Origin of the sequence: Nonomuraea sp. NPDC049649 (assembly GCF_040675175.1) — a bacterium.
Lineage (GTDB): Bacteria > Actinomycetota > Actinomycetes > Streptosporangiales > Streptosporangiaceae > Nonomuraea.
In genome coordinates this window covers 14,992-31,560 of the sequence record NZ_JBFAOH010000020.1, presented here as the reverse complement: position 1 = coordinate 31,560, position 16,569 = coordinate 14,992, and the positions used below count along the sequence as shown (strand labels likewise).

Here is a 16,569-nt window from a genome sequence, read left to right as displayed (position 1 = left end):
CTTTTCGGCGTTCAAGCCAGGTGCGGTCACACCTGGCGATGAGGGGGAGAGTGGTCACACCTGGCAGTACGTGCGAGCACGCGGCGGTCACGCCTGGCAGCGCAGGAGGGAACGCGCCGGTTGTGCTGTCGCACTTGGCAGCGTGTGCGAGAGCACGGGGTGCCGTTCACACCGGAAAGTACGCGCGAGAACGCGGAATCGCCGCCACGTCCGGCAGCGGGTGAGAAACCTCGGTGAGGTCAGTCGGCCTCGGGCCAGCCGATGGAGAAGGCGGCCTCGAGGTCGTGCTTGGAGTAGGTGCGGAACGCTATGTGCGTCTCGGTGTTGAGCACGCCGGGCACCTTGTTGAGGCGGCCGGGAATGATCTCGGCGACCTGCTCGTACTCGGCCACGCGCACCATGGCCAGGAGGTCGTAAGCGCCGGTGATGGAGTAGACCTCGCTGACGCCGTCGATCGCGGCGATCGTCTCGGCGACCTCCGGGATGCGGTCCACTTCGGCGTTGATGTGAACGATAGCCGTGACCATGTCGCCTACTGTATCGAATCAGGGCAAAGGACGCCCTTCTCGGTGGCGGAGGCGGTCGCGGCCCTGGTAGGCGCGGTCGATGCGGGCCTTGTGGCGGGCCGCGCCCCGGGCGGGCAGGCTCCACTCGCCCTCGACCTCGACCAGCCGCACCCCGGGCGACTCCAGCCAGCGCAGGATGCACTCGGTCTCCTCGGCGCTGGCGGCGGGGATCGGCCCCGGGCCGGGGATGACGGTCTCGGCCCGGGCGGTGAGCGACTCGACGAACGGCGTGGGGTGGGCGCCGCGCGGCATCACCCCGGCCGCGGCGAGCCGGCCGTGGCGGATCACGTGGATGTCCCAGCCGCCGTCGAAGGCGGGGCTGGCCGCCACCAGGTGGGGGATGCGGGTGACGGCGGCGAGCCGCTGCATGCGGGCGGCGGTGCGGACGAACGCGGCCAGCCGGTCGCGGTCGACCGACGCCTCCTCGTAGCGCTGCTCGACCGACAGCCGCTCCATGCGGGCCGAGACCGCGGAGAAGACCGGGGTGGCGTCGAGCGTCATGGCCCGCCGCGCCGCCTCGGCGTGGACGCGGTAGTCGTCCTGGCTCTGCTTGCCCTCGCAGGGGGCGCCGCAGCGGCCCATCTCGTGCAGGACGCAGGCCGGGCGCCGGGTGCGCGTGCTGATCGGCTGGGTGCACTGGCGCAGCGGCACCGCCTCGTGCAGCGCGTTGCGGGCGTCGTCGGCCAGGCGGGTGCTGGAGAACGGGCCGAGGTAGGCGGCGCCGTCGTCCTTCACCTCGCGCACGATCGACAGGCGCGGGAACGCCTCCTGGGTGAGCTTGAGCCAGAAGACCTTCTCCGGAAAGCGGGACCTGCGGTTGTAGCGGGGTTTGGCGCCGCCGATCAGCCGCAGCTCGCGCACTTCGGCCTCCAGCGCCGTCGCGCAGACCACGTGGTGGACCCGCTCGGCGATGCCGATCATCTCGCGGATGCGCGGCCTGGTCTCGCTGGCGGTGAAGTAGGAGCGCACCCGGTTGCGCAGGTTGGTGCTCTTGCCGATGTAGAGGATCTCGCCGCGCTCGTCCTCGAAGAAGTAGACGCCGGGGGCGTGCGGCACCGACTCGGCGAGATGGCGCTTGCGCTGCTGCTCGGGCGTGGGGGCGCGGACGAACGACTTGAGCTCCTCCAGCGTGTGGACCTGGAAGGAGCCGGCCCGCTCGATGAGCCCGTGGAGCACGTCGACGGTGGCCTTGGCGTCCTGGAGCGCGCGGTGGCACGGCTCGGTCGAGGCGCGGAAGAACCGGGCGAGCGTGGCCAGCTTGCTGTTGGGCGTCTCGTCGCGGGTCAGCACCCGCCGGGCCAGGTCGACGGTGTCGACCACCGGGTTGACCGGCGGGGGATAGCCGTGGGCGGCGCAGGCGGCCTTGAGGAAGCGGGTGTCGAAGCTCGCGTTGTGGGCGACGAGCGTGGCCCCATGGATGAACTCCAGGAAGCTCGGCAGCACGGCCTCGATGCGCGGCGCCGCCATGACCATCGCGTCGGTGATGCCCGTCAGCACCGAGATGAACGGCGGGATCGGCCCGCCCGGGTCGACCAGGGTGGAGAACTCGCCCAGCACCTCGCCCGCCCGCACCTTCACCGCGCCGATCTCGGTGATCCGGTCGTCGGCCGGGGACCCGCCGGTGGTCTCGAGGTCGAACACCACGAACGTGACCTCGCTCAGCGGGGTGCCGAGCTCGTCGAGAGTGCCTTGAACGGGATCCACGTCCAAGACCATAGAGAGGATCACCGACAGTTCCAACGGCGGTCCCACGTGCGGCGCCTTTGACCATCGGCTGGTTCTCCGCCGACCGGGAGTTGACCGAATAGGCTTCCGTCAGAACCTTTCGTTACCCTGCCCTTGTGTCCCAGCAAAGACTCGCCGGTCGATACCTCCTGCTGCAGCCGCTCGGCAGCGGCGGGATGGGCCGGGTCTGGCTGGCCAGGGACGAGATGCTCGACCGCGAGGTGGCGGTCAAGGAGCTGACCCTGCCCGAGGGGCTGCCGCAGCAGGAGCGGGCCGAGCTGATCACCCGCGCGGTCCGCGAGGGGCAGGCCACCGGCCAGCTCCGCCACCCCGGCATCGTCGCGCTGCACGACGTGGTCGTCGAGCAGGACCGGCCCTGGCTGGTCATGGAGCTGCTGCGCGGCCGCGACCTGGGCACGGCGGTGCGCGAGCACGGGCCGATGCCGCAGGAGTACGCCGCCAGGATCGGCGCCGAGATGCTCGACGCGCTCTCCGCCGCGCACGCCCGCGGCCTGCAGCACCGCGATGTGAAGCCGGGCAACGTCTTCCTGACCGACAGCGGCAGGGCGGTGCTCACCGACTTCGGCATCGCCCGCCAGGAGGGCCAGGCGACGCTGACCGAGCAGGGCCTGATGATCGGCTCGCCCGGCTTCATCGCGCCCGAGCGGCTGGAGGGAGACCCCGGCGGCCCCGCCAGCGACGTGTGGTCGCTGGGCGCCACCCTGTTCGTCGCGGTGACCGGCCGCCCCGCCTACGAGGGCACGGCGGCCCAGCGCATCCGCGCGACCCTCACCCAGCCGCTGCCGCAGGTCCCGGGCAGGCTCGGCCCGGTGATCGCCGCCATGATGGCGCCCCACCCGGCCGCCCGGCCGCCCGCGCCCCAGCTGATCCAGGCGCTGCGCCAGGTCGCCTCCGGGCAGGACGCGCAGCTCCCGCTCCACCATGACGTCACCGCTCCCTCGTACGTCCGGAAACGCGGCAGGCCGCTGCTCTGGGTCGCCGTGGCCGCGGTCGCGGCGGTGGTGATCGCCGCCGCCACGGCCGCCGTCCTGCTCGTACGCGACGGCGCCGCGGGAGGCGTGCCCGAGGCGTTCACGGCGCCGATGGACGTGTGCTCGCTGCTCGGCCAGGAGGAGGTCGGCCGCTTCCTGCGTACGCGGCAGCCGCCCGAGGCGACGCCGGACAGCGACGAGGCCGGCCCGAGCTGCCAGTGGCCGCTCCAGAACAACGGCGTCGAACTGCAGGTGCAGAAGGACTCCGACACCCGCGACCCGTGGGCGATGACCCCCGCCTCCGCCCGCACCCTCTTCGCCAACCAGCGGCGCTGGTGGGACAAGTACGACACACTCCAGTGGGCCTGGCCCGAGATCGGCGTCAAGAACAGTCTCAACGTGACCCGCACGCCCCTGCGGCCGCTCGACGGCGTCGGCGAGGAGGCGTTCGCGTTCGAGCTGAAGGGCAAGACCGGCCGCGTCCACACCGCGATGGTCTACTACCGGCTGTCCAACCTGGTGGTCTTCGTCGGCTACACCACCATGTCCGAGCAGCTGGGCGACGACGACATCAAGCAGACGGCCCTCAACGCCGCCAAGGCGAGCGAACAGGCGCTGCGCAGTGCGGGCTGACGCGTACGTGCTCGCAGGCCGTTACCGGCTGCTGGAGCGGCTCGGAGAGGGCGGCGCCGGCACGGTCTGGCGGGCCCACGACGTGATGCTCAACCGCGAGGTGGCCGTCAAACAGGTGCGCGTCCCGCCCCGGCTGACCCCCGCCGAGCGGGCCGAGTTCGCCGACCGGGCGATCCACGAGGCGCGGGCCGCGGGGCGGCTGCGCGACCCCGCCATCGTCATGGTCCACGACGTCGTGCTCGACGGCGACCAGCCGTGGATCATCATGGACCTGGTCACCGGCCGCTCGCTCGACAAGGCGATCAAGGAGTTCGGGCCGCTGCCGCCGCCGGTCGTGGCCCGCATCGGCCTGAGCGTGCTCTCCGCGCTCCAGGTCGCCCACTCGCACGGCATGGTCCACCAGGACGTCAAACCCGCCAACATCCTGCTCGACGCCGACGGCTCGGCGATGCTCACCGACTTCGGCATCGCGGTCTCGATGGGCGCCGGGAGCGACCGCTACGGCACCGCGGGCTCGCCCGGCTACATGGCGCCGGAGCGGCTCAACGAACAGCCGTCTAGCCCCGCCTCCGACCTGTGGTCGCTCGGCGCCAGCCTCTACACCGCCGTGGAGGGGCGGCCGCCCTTCGACCGGCCCCACCCGGCCGCGATGGCCGCCGCCGTGCTGCTGCACGACCCGGCGCCTCCCGTGCAGGCGGGGCGCGAGCTCGGCGGGCTGCTGATCGCCATGCTCGCCAAGGACCCGGCCGCGCGCCCCACCGCCGATCAGGTCCGCCTGGCGCTGGAGCGCCTCCTCTCGCCGGGCCACGCCCCCGCGCCGCCGTCACGGCGCCGCGCGTGGTGGCTGGCCCCCGTGCTGCTCGCCGCCGCCGTGCTGCTAGGCGTCGGCGGCTGGTACGGATGGACGGCGCTCAACCAGGGCGAGCCGGGCCGCTACACGACCTCGCCCGACCCGTGCGGCCTGATCACCGGCGCCCAGGCCGAGCAGATCCTGGGCGGCGCCACCAAACCGGAGGCGAGCCGCGAGGGCGAGTGCCAGTGGCGCCGGCAGCAGGGCTCCCAGATGACCCACCGGCTGACCGTGCGCGTCTACCTGGAACGGCCCGACGGGTCACGCGGTGCCCCCGAGGTGGCGACCCGCCGGTTCGACCTGGAGCGGGCCAGCCGGCAGGCCGCCGAGGGCTCCATGCTGCGCGAACGGGTCGGCGCGGTCCGTGACGTGCCGGACACGGGGGAGGCGGCGTTCCTGCAGACCCGCTTCGAGTACTACGTCAACTCCCGCGAGACCGGCCGCGCCGACACCACCGTGCTGCTGCGCGACAGCAACCTGATCGCCGAGGTGGTCTGGCACCGGACGGACGTCCGCGAAGCCGGCGCGGCCGACGAGAAGAGCGCCGTCGCCGCCGCCGCGATGGTTGCGGGTGCGTTGCGAGGCTGACGGATTCAAGCGGCTTGCAACCCCGATGACTAGCATGTTTCCCCGCAAGTCATGGCATACCCCAGGAGTAACTGGTGCATCCCGGTAGCGAGAACGAGCCGCCGACCCCCCCTTCCCAGGCACCGGGCGGGCCCTTCCAGCCACCGGCGGCCCCCCAAGGCCCGTACCCACCCCAGACAGGCCCCCAAGGCCCGTATCCGCCACCCCCAGAGGGCCCGTACCCGTCTCCACACCCTCAAGGACCGCACCCACCCGGACCGCATCCTCATGGGCCGCACGGTCAAGGACCCCATCCCTCAGGGCCGCAGCCATCGGGGGCGCATTCGTCCGGGCCGCATCCTCAGGGGCCGTATCAGTCCGGGTCGTACCCGTCTGGGCCGTACTCCCAAGGACCCCACTCCTCAGGACCGCAGCCGACGGGGCCGCATCCTCAGGGCCCGCAGCCGTCGGGGCCTTACCCTCAGGGACCTCATCCCTCAGGGCCGCACCTTCAAGGGCCGCAGCCGTCCGGGCCGTACTCTCAAGGGCCGCAGCCGTCCGGGCCGTACCCTCAGGGGCCCCATCCCTCAGGGCCGCACCCTGAAGGGCCGCACCCTGAAGGACCGCATCAGTCTCCCGAGACGCATCAGTGGCTGCGGCCGACGCAGCAACTGCCACAGCCGCAACTGCCGACGCCCCGCCCGCCCGGGCGGCGCCCGTGGCTGCTGCCCCTGCTGGCCGCCGGCGCGGTCGTGCTGGCGGGCGGGGGAGCGGGCGGCTATCTGGTGTACGGACAACTCTCGCAGGACGACGGCCCCGACTCAGCGCAGCAGCAGCAGGCAGGCCCCGCAGCCTCCTCGGCGTCCACCGCCGCGTCACCCGTGACGGGCCCCGACGTCTGCGCGCTGCTGCCCCAGGAGGAGTCCGAAAGGCTGGTGCCGGGCGCGACCGTGGTCAAGGGCTCCCGGGAGACCCCGGCGGGCGTCATGTTCTCCTGCAACTGGCAGAACCAGCGGATCTCGCACGGGGATTACTGGCGCAACCGCGAGATCGACGTGAAGATCGACCAGTATCACGGCGAGGGCGCGAAGACCGGCCGGGCCGTGGCGCAGAGCACCTTCGAGTTCGGCTACGGCGGCGCGAAGTACCGCGAGACGGCCAAGCCGACCGCGAAGAAGGACGAGAAGGAGTACATCTCGCCGGTCAAGGACATCGACGGCGTGGGCGACGGCGCCTACGCGCAGTACACCTGGCGCCGGTCCGGCGAAGTCCTGTGGTACTCGTACGGCCAGGCCTGGGCCCGCGTCCACGACATGACGATCGAGATCAAGTATCAGGCCGGCCAGCAGCGCAAGGACGCCCAGATCCTCAGCAACGAAACCGTCCAGTCGATCACCGAGGAGAACGCGATCCGCGAGGTCACCCACCTCGTCAAGATCATCGCCGAGAACCTCGCCGACTGGAAGGCCAAGCACCCGGACGTGGTCGCCCAGCCGTACCCGACCGCCACGACGTCCCCGGAGGCGAAACCCAGCCCGTCGCCGACGGAACTGACGGTCTTCCCGGCCGCCTGCGAATCGGTCACTTCCACGGCCACCGCCCTGGTGCCGCGGCCGACCACCCGTGCCCGCGGCACCGAGGTGGGCAACGACACCCAGACCGAGTGCCGCTGGCTCAACCTGGACGTGCCCGGCGTGCAGGGCAAGACCCGGATCCGCAGCGTGCTCATCACCGTGCACAGCTTCACCAACCGGGCCGGGGTGGCCGACAAGACCGCGGCTCGTTCGTACTACTCGACCCAGCACGGACAGGACCGCTCCATGGCGAAGTCGTCGTTCGGCAACATCAAGTTCGGCCAGGTCCGCGAGATCAAGGGGCTGGGCGAGGCCGCCTACAGCTCCTACTCCCAGACCCGCAACGGCGACGTCCACGCCGGCAGCGGCAGCGTGATGGTGCGGCAGGGCTCGCAGGTCGTGGTCGTCGACTACGCCGGCGCCGACCGCCCCAAGGGCAAACCCGCCAACGCCCCCGAGGTCGAGATGATCCCGGATAAGGAGGCGCGGGCAGGCGCCCTCAAGATGGCCGAGGCCTTCCTGGCCGCGCTGGAGGAGAAGCCGATCGGCAGCTAGAGCTCCGGCACAATTTGACCCAAAGGGTCAAAGCCCTTGCAAGTCCGTTGCAAGCACCCTCAATACCGTTATGTCCGCGGGTGGCAGGTGAGCCGCGCGGACAGGGCGCGCCCAGCACAGGGGCATGGGTGCCGCACGGAGGGGGCCGCCGCGCGGCTCACCGCCGCTTGTAAGCCCAACAAGGCGAGCACACGTCATCCCCCATCCCCGAAGTCGCCGGAAGGCGAACACACGTCATCTGCCGAGCGCGGGAAGTCGGACACGCCGTCACCTGCGAAGCGCGGGAAGGGGAGCGCACCGTCCGAGCAGGGCGGGAAGGTGAGCGTGCCGTCACCTGCGAAGCACGGGAAGGGGAGCGCACCGTGCGCGAAGCGCGGGAAGGCGGACATGCCACCATGCGCCGAGCACAGTAAGGCGAGCGCGTCGTCATCCGAGGAGCAGCCCGGGAAGGTGAGCGTGGCGTCACCTGCCGAGCGCGGGAAGGCGAACATGCCGTCATCCGCGAAGAGCCGGGCCGTCAATCGAGAAGCGCAGGGCCGTCGTCCGAGAAGACCGGGCCGTCGTCTGCGAAGCGCGGGGGAGGGGAGCGCGTGGTCATCTGCCCCGGCCCCGCCTGCGGTCCTCTTCGTGGTGTCGGGGCAGGCCGCCGTCCTCTCCTGTTTCGTAGCGATGGCCGTCCGGGGCTGGGGGCCGGACTAGGAACGGGTCCAGCAAGCTCGGCACCGCACGTGCCGCGAGTTCCAGGACCTCTCCGCGGGCGGCGTCCACGATGTCGTAGTGCCCCGCTCCGGCCGCGGTCGTCGCCGAGACCGTCAGCAGCCCCGACCGGCGCTGGAAGAACGACTGGGTGATGGTCCACCCCACGATGCCGTCCCGGTCCAGCGCCACCGTGCGGCGGACGCCGGTGCCTCGCCGGCAGACCAGATGGCGCGGGCCCAGCGCGTGGCCCAGTGCTCGGTAGGCGTCGGCGGCCAGCCAGAGCGCGATCGGCACCCCGGCCACCACCCCCGCCATGAGCACCTGCCAGAACGGTCCCGTCCACCAGGAGACGGGCAGCCACCCCAGCCGGACCGCGCCCCACGCCGCCGCGACGGCCAGCCCCGCCGACCCCGCCAGGGTGACCAGCGCCGGCACGAACCGCCTGCGCCTGGCTGCGGGTGGGTGGGGGAGGGGGTCGGGCAGCACGGCGCCCGCGACTTCCGCCGCGATCCGGCCAGCCTGGGCGCGGGGCAGCGGCGGGGTCAGCGCGGCCACGTCCTCCGTCTCGTCGTCACCCTTCGCGGCAAGGCCGGTGGCGACCGCCTTGACCCGGGCACCCCCGCCCAGCCGCAGCAGCAGCGGCTCGCTGATCTCCACCCCGCGCAGGCGCCGCTCCTGAAGGGTGAGTGAGCGGTGGGTGAGCAGGCCGCGGTGGAGTCTTAGCCGGCCGGGCTCGCGCTCCAGCCTGTAGCGGCCCCAGGACTCGGCGAACAGCAGGAGCGCACCGGTCACGCCCACCGCCGCGTTCACCGCCAGCAGCAGCGGCACAGCCACCCAGGGCTCCCCGGTCACCCACCGCCACAGGGCCGCCGCGCTGTCCTCGGTGAGCACCTTCAGGCCCAGCACGTCGAGCACCTTGTAGAGGGCGCCCAGCACCAGCGCGCCGCCCGCGAACGACCACACCGACAGCGGCGCGAACCTCGCCCAGCCCCAGTCGAACGCGGCGATCGGGGAGTCGTGCGGCCGTTCCTCGTGGGGCAGCAGGAGAGCCCGCAATTCCTCGGCCCGGTGCCGGAGGAGCGCGTCGAGCGTCAGGTCGCCCTGAACGTCCGCGTGCTCGCCGGTGCCCACCTTGACCAGGGTCAGCCCGGACAGCCGCCGCACCGGATCGGCCCGCAGGTCAACGCTGCGGATCCGGTCACGCGGGATCGACCTGTGCTGGCGTACGGCGATTCCCGAACGCACCTCCAGCCGGTCGTCGGTCAGCCGCCAGCGGAAGGCGCGCAGCCGCGCCGTCTCGTACACCAGCACCGCCGCGACCACCAGCACGGCCGCCGCACCGCTTGCCGCGGCGATAGCCCCCGGCGTCCACTCGAGCCGGGTCAGCAGCCGGACCAGCACCAGCACCGCAGGCACCGCGACGGCCAGCGACTTGACCGCCGCCACCCGCAGGTTATGGCGCGGGAGCTCCTGCCACTCCTCCCGCGCCGTCGGCGCGACGTCCCCGGCCACCTCACGTCCTTCCATCCACTCACTCTTCCTTCCGCCGCGAGACTCATCACGCCGAGAAACCGCCGTCCTTGATGCCGCAACGGCAACGTGGTTTCACCCGTTTTCCTTCTGTCGCAGGGCTCGTCACACCGCCGAGCCGCCGTCCTTGCTGCTGCGCGGCAATGTGTTCTCTCACCCGTCCTTTTGTCGCGGGTCTCGTCGCAACGAGAAGGCACCGTTTCGATGCCGCGCGGCAACGCGCTTTCACTCGTTCTTGGTTTCGTCGTGGGGCTCGCCGTGCCGTGAAGCCGCCGTACTCGCTGCTGCGGGGCAGCCTGCCTTCCCCGTTAGGGGCGCTGGGGGTCTCATGTGGCGTCGCCTCGGGTTGCCTGGGTGACGGCTGTCAGGCGGGCGGCCAGGTCGGTGGCCAGCTTCTCGTCGAGGCCCTCGATCTTGACGGCGCCGGCTGCCGAGGCAGTGGTGACCGTGACGTCCGCCAGCCCGAACAGCCGTTGCAGCGGCCCGCGCGCCGTGTCGACCGTCTGAACCCGGGACATCGGCGCCACCCGCCAGGTGTGGGTCAGCAGGCCACGGCGGGTGTAGACCGCCTCGCCGGTGACCTCCCAGCGCTGCACCCGGTACTGGGCGTGTGGTGCCGTCAGCGCCAGCACCGCGCAGCCTGCTGCGAAGGCCGCTGCCGCCACTCCCAGGCCCGGCGGGCGGTCCGTCAGGAACCAGAACGCCGCCGCCGCGCCCCCGCCGAGCGGCAGCATGAAGGAGAGCCAGCGCACCGTCCACCACGACACGGCCCGGGGATCGGGGCGGTTGCGGGGCGGGCGCAGCGTGGTCTCGCGGGCTTCGGAAAGGACTCGCATGGCGACCAAGGGTGTCCTAGCCATCTGGATCCGCGCGTCGGCCCGAGGTCTCGCCCTTCATCGACTTTGGTCGCTGTTCGCGCGACCTCGGAAGCGCATAACCTCGGGGAACGTGACCTTGGTAAGTGAGCCGCGCCTCGGCAAGCTGACGGCGCCGGCCGCGATGTGGTGAAGGCGTGGCCTTGGTGAGTGAGCCGTGCCTCGGCCAGGTGGTGGGTGGCGTCGACCGCGATGTGCTGGGGGCGTGGCCTTGATAAGTGAGAAGAGCCTCGGCCCGGTGGTGGGTGGTGCTGACCGCGAGCCGCTGGGGGACGTGACCTTGGTGAGTGAGCCGCGTCAGGAGTACCGGTGGGTGCTCCCGTCCGTGCTGCTCGGCGACGGCCGCGCGGGCGGGCCGGTGCGGCGCTCCACCCGCGACTGGATCGTCGACATCGTCATCTTCCTGCTGGCCTGCGGGATCACCCTGGCAACCGCGCTGGAGATCCACGGGCCGACCCCGCTGGTGGCCGCGGAGCAGGTGGTCGGCGTGCTGTCCTGCCTGGCGGTGTGGCTGCGGCGCCGCTGGCCGGTCGGCCTGGCGGTGGTCACCACGGTGGCGTCGGGATACTTCGAGATGGTGGGCGGGGCGGCGCTGGTGGCGCTGTTCACGGTGGCGGTGCACCGGCCGTTCAAGATCTCCGGCACGATCGCCCTCACCGGGCTGATCGTGGTCGTGCCGTTCTACTTCCTCCGCTCGGACGTGGATCTCGGCGGGCCGACCTACGCGCTTCTCTCCCTCGCGGTCGTGCTGTCGACCCTCGCCTGGGGCATCGTCATCCGGGCCCGGCGTCAGCTCATCTGGTCGCTCAGGCAGCGTGCCGAGACCGCCGCCGAGGAGGCCAAACGGCTGGAGCGGGAGCGGATCGCCAGGGAGATGCACGACGTGCTCGCCCATCGGCTGTCCATGCTCAGCCTGCATGCCGGTGCCCTGGAGTTCCGGCCGGACGCGCCTGCCGACGAGATCGCCAGAGCGGCGGGGGCGATCAGGAGCAGCGCTCACCTGGCGTTGCAGGACCTGCGGGAGGTGATCGGCGTTCTGCGCCATCCCGACGCGCCCGGTGACGTGCCCGACCGGCCCCAGCCGACGCTGGCCGACCTGCCCGCTCTGGTGGCCGAGTGCGAGCAGGCGGGCATGGATGTACGGCTGAGCATGGAGGTCGGCGAGGCGCCGGAGAAACCGGGCCGCAACCTCTACCGCATCGTCCAGGAGGCTCTCACCAACGCCCGCAAGCACGCGGGCGGCGCTCCCGTCAGCGTCACCGTGACCGGCGGGCCCGGCGAGGGGCTGGAGGCCGAGGTGCGCAACGGGCTTCCCGCCGGTTCCCGCCTCCACGGCGTCCAGATCCCGGGCGCGGGTGCCGGGCTCATCGGGTTGACGGAGCGCGCCGAGTTGGCGGGCGGGAGGCTGGAGCACGGTCCGACCCCGCAGGGTGAGTACGTGGTCCGCGCCTGGTTGCCGTGGCCGGAGGAGACGGGTGAGAGGTGACTGGCTGCACGGGCGAGCGAGACGGCTGCCCGGTGTGGGTCGGCGGGCACTCGATTGTGTGCACGGGTGGCGGAGACGGTGAGCACGGACGGGCTGCCGTGGTCGGTGGAGACGGGCGAGAGTTGACGGGAGTACGGATGACGACGGAGGAGGGGCGGCCGGTCCGGGTGCTGATCGTCGATGATGACGCGCTCGTGCGGGCGGGGCTGTCGATGATCCTGGGCGGCGCCGGCGACATCGAGATCGTCGGTGAGGCGGCCGACGGTGCCGAGGTGCCGCCGATGGTGGCCGAGCACCGGCCCGACGTGGTGCTGATGGACATCCGGATGCCCGGCGTCGACGGGCTGACCGCGACCGAGGCGCTGCGGGCCACCAAGTCGCCGCCGGAGGTCGTGGTGCTGACCACCTTCCACGCCGACGCGCAGGTGCTGCGGGCGTTGCGCGCGGGCGCGGCCGGGTTCCTGCTCAAGGACATCCCGCCGGTCGAGCTGGTCGGCGCCATCAGGAAGGTGGCGGCGGGGGAGCCGATCCTGTCGCCCGCCGTGACCCGGCAGCTCATCACCCACGTCTCCAGCGGCGGCGCCGACGACCGTTCCTCGCGGGCCCGCGCGCTGATCGACCGGCTCAGCGAGCGTGAGCGGGAGGTGGCGCTGGCCGTCGGGCGGGGCAGGTCGAACGCGGAGATCGGCCGGGAGCTGTACATGAGCGTGCCCACGGTCAAGGCGCACGTCTCGCGCATCCTCACCAAACTGGAGCTGAACAACCGGGTCCAGGTGGCCCTGCTCGTCTACGACGCCCGGCTCTGAACAATGCTGGGATTCCAGCTTTTCGGGCAGACTCCTTACGTGTGCTCGACTCGTACGAGAGAGACTTCGCGCAGGTACCGGCCACGTGAGCAGGGGCGGAGCGGCCGGTCCGGCGCGGGAACGCGGAGGCCCGGCGCGCCTCCCTGAGAGGGGTTTTCGCAGGTCGGCGCCGCAATCATGCTCGGACCAAGCGCTTGCGCGGAATCGGGTGCCGGTTACGGACAGGTACCTGACAGCCGTACCCTTGTCTGAAAGAGCATGTCATGAAGGGACAGTGGGATGAGCGCAGCGGGTGAAGGCCTGTCTCGCCCGCTTCCCGAGCAGGTGCGGCTGAACGTCGTCGACCTGGCGGCTCAGGTCCTCGGCTCGATGCACGCTGCCGCCATCCCGCCTCCGCTGCGCGGCATAGCGAAATTCGATCCCCGCAAGCGCGCCCGCCTGGGCAGCGCGCCCATCGCCGCCCAGCTGGAGAACGACAAGGACTTCCGCGAGGCCGTCGCCGAGCACGTGTCCGCCGGATGGCCGGAGCTCGTGTCGTCGCTGGCCGAGGGTCACGTGCCGCCCGCCGCCGACCCGGTGCTCGTCGCCGCGGCCGCCTATCTGACCCGCCCGCCGGGGTGGGAGGAGATGATCGAGGCCGCCCGCGCCGAGCTGGAGCGGAGCGCCGCCGCGGCCGAGGGCTCGGAGCGCGAGGAAGTGGTCTCCCGGCTGCGCGAGCAGCTCGCCGCGCAGAAGACGGCGGCTAAGTCGGAGGCCGACCGGCTGCGCGAGCAGCTCAAGTCCGCCCGGAGCGAGATCTCCGACCTGCGCCGCAAGCTCCACGACGCGCGCGAGCGGGCCAAGGCGGCCGTGCAGCGGGCGGAGGCGATGGAGCGGGCCGCCGAGGAGGCCCAGGCCGCGGCCGCGGCGGCCGGGAACGCCGGCGAGACCGAGCTGCGCCGGCTGCGCGAGCGCCTGGCCGCCACGGAGAAGCAGCTCGAAACCTCGCGCCGGGCCGCCCGTGAGGGCCGCAGCATAGAAGACTCCCGCATCCGGGTGCTGCTCGACGCGCTGCAGGACGCCTCCGCAGGGCTGCGCAGGGAGCTGGCGCTGCCCACCACCATCTCCCGGCCCGCCGACTCGGTGGCGGCCGTCGCCGGGGAGTCGCCGAGCGTACGGGGGGTGCCGGCCCGCGCGCTGGCCGACGACGACCCGCAGCTGCTCGACCAGCTCCTCGCCCTGCCGCAGATCCACCTGATCATCGACGGCTACAACGTGACCAAGACCGGCTACGGCACCCTCACCCTGGCCGACCAGCGCAACCGCCTGATGACCGGGCTCGGCGGGCTGGTCGCGCAGACCAGGGTCGAGGTGACGGTGGTCTTCGACGGCGCCGAGCTGAACGCGCCGGTGCAGGTGGTCGCGCCGCGCGGGGTCCGGGTGCTGTTCAGCGCGCCCGGGGAGATCGCCGACGACCTGATCCGCCAGCTGGTCCGGGCCGAGCCGCCGGGCCGGGCCGTGGCGGTGGTCTCCACCGACCGCGAGGTGGCCGAATCGGTCCGCAGGATGGGCGCCAGACCCGTTCCGTCATCTTTGCTGCTGCGCAGGCTAGGCCGCGCCTAGATTACAAATCAGCGTTTAGGTGAGACCTCACCTGTTACTTCTGTACTATTTCGCCCCAGAATCTAATCCCCTCGGGAGGCGGGCTGTGAGGTTGGGCCGGGCGTCGTTGGCCGCAGGTCTTGCGATCGGGCTGAGCATCGTCCCGGCGGGAGGAGTGGCCGCCGATCCGCAGCCCACGGTCGCCCAGGCCAAGGCCAAGCTCGAAAAGCTCAACGACCGGGCCGACAAGGTCGTCGACCGCTACAACACGGCCACGGAGAACTACAAGACCGCCAAGAAGCGCTACGACAAGCTGAACACCAACTACCGGCGCAAGGTGGCCACCGTCGCGGAGCTGCGCAACCAGGTCGTCACGATGGCGGTCGACGGCTACAAGATGGGCAGCGACCTGACCTCGCTGCCGGCCCTGCTCACCAGCGAACGCCCGGACGACCTGCTCTACAAGATGGCGCTGACCGGGCAGCTGAGTGCCGAGCGCGCCGGCCTGCTGGCGGCCTTCGACCGGGAGAACCGCGGGCTCAAGGCCGAGCGCGACAAGGCCCAGAAGGCGCTGGGCGAGGCCGACCGCGAGCGCGACAAGATCAAGAAGGAGCGCTCCGAGATCGAGAAGCTGATCGCCCAGCAGAAGAAGCTTCTCGACCGCCTGGGCGCCTACCGCCCCGGCAACCCGCACAGCACCGGCATCAAGTACACCGGCTCCGCCTCCGGGAACGCCGTGAGCGTGCTGAACTTCGCCTTCGCGCAGATCGGCAAGCCCTACCAGTTCGGCGGCACCGGCCCCGGCGGCTGGGACTGCTCGGGCCTGACGCAGGCCGCCTGGCGCGCCGCGGGCGTGTCCCTGCCGCGCACGACGTGGCAGCAGTGGGCCTGGGGCGCGAACCGGAGGGTGTCGCTGGACGCGCTCCAGCCCGGTGACCTGATCTTCAGCGAGGGGCTGGGGCACGTGAGCATCTACGCCGGCGAGGGCCGGATCGTGCACGCCCCGCAGACCGGTGACGTGGTGAAACTCGTCTCACTTTCCTCGTACGGGCGCCGTCTCGTCGGCGCCGTACGCCCCTGAACAGCTGAAACTCCTGTGACTTGTGTGACACATGGGACCTGACTGGCTGTCAGGGCACAAGTGTGAGTATGGTCACATTAGGGTAACGAGGCCCCAGTTCCAGCTGGGGCTGCCGGGTTTACAACCCTCTTGTCAGATCATTACCTGTTGACCCTCCCTTTGCCAGTTCATGCCTTCCGGCGTAATTTCTGGCCCGCGGCGGACATCCCATGCCCGTCGCGATCACATCCGCGGTCACCGCCGTACCCGTAGACACCTCTGATCCGGGGCGGTGACCTGCCGAATCCATGCAGCCAGGAGGCATGGAGCCGGGGAACCACCAGATCCCGCCATTTCAGGGCGGGATCTAGGGGTGAGTCGGCGCATCGCGCGCCGTAGGGCGACTTCCAGGCCCGAATCCGTCAGCTAACCCGGTAGGCGTTCGTGGAAGAGTCAAGGAGCAATCCTGTCAACCTCGTCGCAGAACCCCCGTCTGTCCCGCCTTGCCCTGCGTGGCGCAGCGCTCACCGTTGCCGTGACGGCCGGAGGCCTGGGCCTCCACGTCCCGGCGGCGCAGGCCGAGACGGTGAACGGCCCCTCCGAATCCGCACCGGCGGAAGCGGAGACGACGGTGAAGACCGTCGAGGCCGCCACGTCCAAGAAGCAGACCAAGGCGGCACGGCAGAAGATGAAGGCCCTCAAGGCCGTCGCGGTGGCCAAGAAACAGATCGGTGACCCGTACCGGTACGGGGCCACCGGGCCGCACGCCTTCGACTGCTCAGGCCTCGTCCAGTTCGCCTGGAAGAAGGCCGGAGTGAAGATCCCGCGCGTGACGTACAGCCAGTTCGCACGCATCAAGAAGAAGGTCTCCTACAAGAACCTGCAGCCAGGCGACCTGATGTTCTTCCGCGGGCTCGGCCATGTGGGCATGTACGTCGGCAAGGGCAAGATGATCCACTCGCCGAGCACGGGCAAGACCGTGCGCGTCGAGAAGGTGAGCGGATGGCGCAAGGCGTCATTCGCCGGCGCGGTCCGTCCCGGCCTGTGACCGGCCGCGAAGGCCCCGTCCC

At 71.5% G+C, this 16,569-nt stretch carries 13 protein-coding genes and 1 riboswitch; of the genes, 8 read left to right on the top strand and 5 right to left on the bottom strand.

The window, feature by feature from the left end; genetic code table 11:
- Positions 1-239: 239 nt before the first annotated feature.
- Both AB0J42_RS23720 and AB0J42_RS23715 read right to left on the bottom strand, forming a co-directional pair.
- Positions 240-527 (bottom strand): Lrp/AsnC ligand binding domain-containing protein, encoded by a 288-nt coding sequence (locus AB0J42_RS23720; protein ID WP_364297846.1) that lies wholly within the window; start codon positions 525-527, stop codon positions 240-242.
- Between the two features lie 18 nt (positions 528-545).
- A complete protein-coding gene (locus AB0J42_RS23715; protein WP_364297844.1) occupies positions 546-2,282 on the bottom strand; it encodes a DEDD exonuclease domain-containing protein in 1,737 nt (578 codons plus the stop codon).
- Between the two features lie 125 nt (positions 2,283-2,407).
- Here AB0J42_RS23715 and AB0J42_RS23710 point away from each other — a divergent pair, with 125 nt between their 5' ends.
- The 3 genes from AB0J42_RS23710 (at position 2,408) to AB0J42_RS23700 (ending at position 7,462) form a co-directional block, all read left to right on the top strand.
- Positions 2,408-3,916 carry a serine/threonine-protein kinase gene (locus tag AB0J42_RS23710; RefSeq protein ID WP_364297842.1) on the top strand — a complete coding sequence of 503 codons (1,509 nt, stop codon included), beginning with the start codon at positions 2,408-2,410 and terminating at the stop codon, positions 3,914-3,916.
- Complete coding sequence (locus AB0J42_RS23705) at positions 3,906-5,354, top strand: serine/threonine-protein kinase (protein WP_364297840.1); 1,449 nt, start codon at positions 3,906-3,908, stop codon at positions 5,352-5,354. The genes AB0J42_RS23710 and AB0J42_RS23705 overlap by 11 nt, the downstream gene beginning before the upstream one ends.
- Positions 5,355-6,118: 764 nt before the next feature.
- A complete protein-coding gene (locus tag AB0J42_RS23700; RefSeq protein WP_364297838.1) occupies positions 6,119-7,462 on the top strand; it encodes a hypothetical protein in 1,344 nt (447 codons plus the stop codon).
- Between the two features lie 194 nt (positions 7,463-7,656).
- Here the strand turns inward: AB0J42_RS23700 and AB0J42_RS23695 are convergent, their stop codons facing one another.
- The 3 genes from AB0J42_RS23695 to AB0J42_RS23685 all read right to left on the bottom strand — a co-directional run bounded on the left by AB0J42_RS23695 (position 7,657) and on the right by AB0J42_RS23685 (position 10,527).
- Positions 7,657-7,983, bottom strand: a complete 327-nt coding sequence (locus AB0J42_RS23695) for a hypothetical protein (protein WP_364297836.1) — start codon at positions 7,981-7,983, stop codon at positions 7,657-7,659.
- A 73-nt stretch (positions 7,984-8,056) separates the two neighbouring features.
- Complete coding sequence (locus AB0J42_RS23690; RefSeq protein WP_364297834.1) at positions 8,057-9,688, bottom strand: PH domain-containing protein; 1,632 nt, start codon at positions 9,686-9,688, stop codon at positions 8,057-8,059.
- A gap of 329 nt (positions 9,689-10,017) precedes the next feature.
- Entirely contained in the window at positions 10,018-10,527 is a 510-nt protein-coding gene (locus AB0J42_RS23685; protein ID WP_364297832.1) for a PH domain-containing protein, read from the bottom strand.
- Positions 10,528-10,771: 244 nt separating this feature from the next.
- Between AB0J42_RS23685 and AB0J42_RS23680 the strand changes: the two genes are divergently transcribed.
- The 5 genes from AB0J42_RS23680 (at position 10,772) to AB0J42_RS23660 (ending at position 16,547) form a co-directional block, all read left to right on the top strand.
- On the top strand, positions 10,772-12,052 hold the full coding sequence (locus AB0J42_RS23680) for a histidine kinase (RefSeq protein ID WP_364297830.1): 1,281 nt from the start codon (positions 10,772-10,774) through the stop codon (positions 12,050-12,052).
- 137 nt (positions 12,053-12,189) lie between these two features.
- The gene (locus AB0J42_RS23675) at positions 12,190-12,858 is read left to right on the top strand and encodes a response regulator transcription factor (RefSeq protein WP_364297828.1); all 669 of its coding nucleotides are present in this window, start codon (positions 12,190-12,192) and stop codon (positions 12,856-12,858) included.
- 279 nt (positions 12,859-13,137) lie between these two features.
- Positions 13,138-14,460: an NYN domain-containing protein gene (locus tag AB0J42_RS23670; protein ID WP_364297826.1), complete on the top strand. Its 1,323-nt coding sequence runs from the start codon at positions 13,138-13,140 to the stop codon at positions 14,458-14,460.
- Positions 14,461-14,566: 106 nt separating this feature from the next.
- The gene (locus AB0J42_RS23665) at positions 14,567-15,520 is read left to right on the top strand and encodes an NlpC/P60 family protein (protein WP_364297824.1); all 954 of its coding nucleotides are present in this window, start codon (positions 14,567-14,569) and stop codon (positions 15,518-15,520) included.
- 267 nt (positions 15,521-15,787) lie between these two features.
- Positions 15,788-15,955, top strand: a riboswitch (cyclic di-AMP (ydaO/yuaA leader).
- 79 nt (positions 15,956-16,034) lie between these two features.
- The gene (locus AB0J42_RS23660; RefSeq protein ID WP_364297821.1) at positions 16,035-16,547 is read left to right on the top strand and encodes a C40 family peptidase; all 513 of its coding nucleotides are present in this window, start codon (positions 16,035-16,037) and stop codon (positions 16,545-16,547) included.
- Positions 16,548-16,569 lie beyond the last annotated feature (22 nt).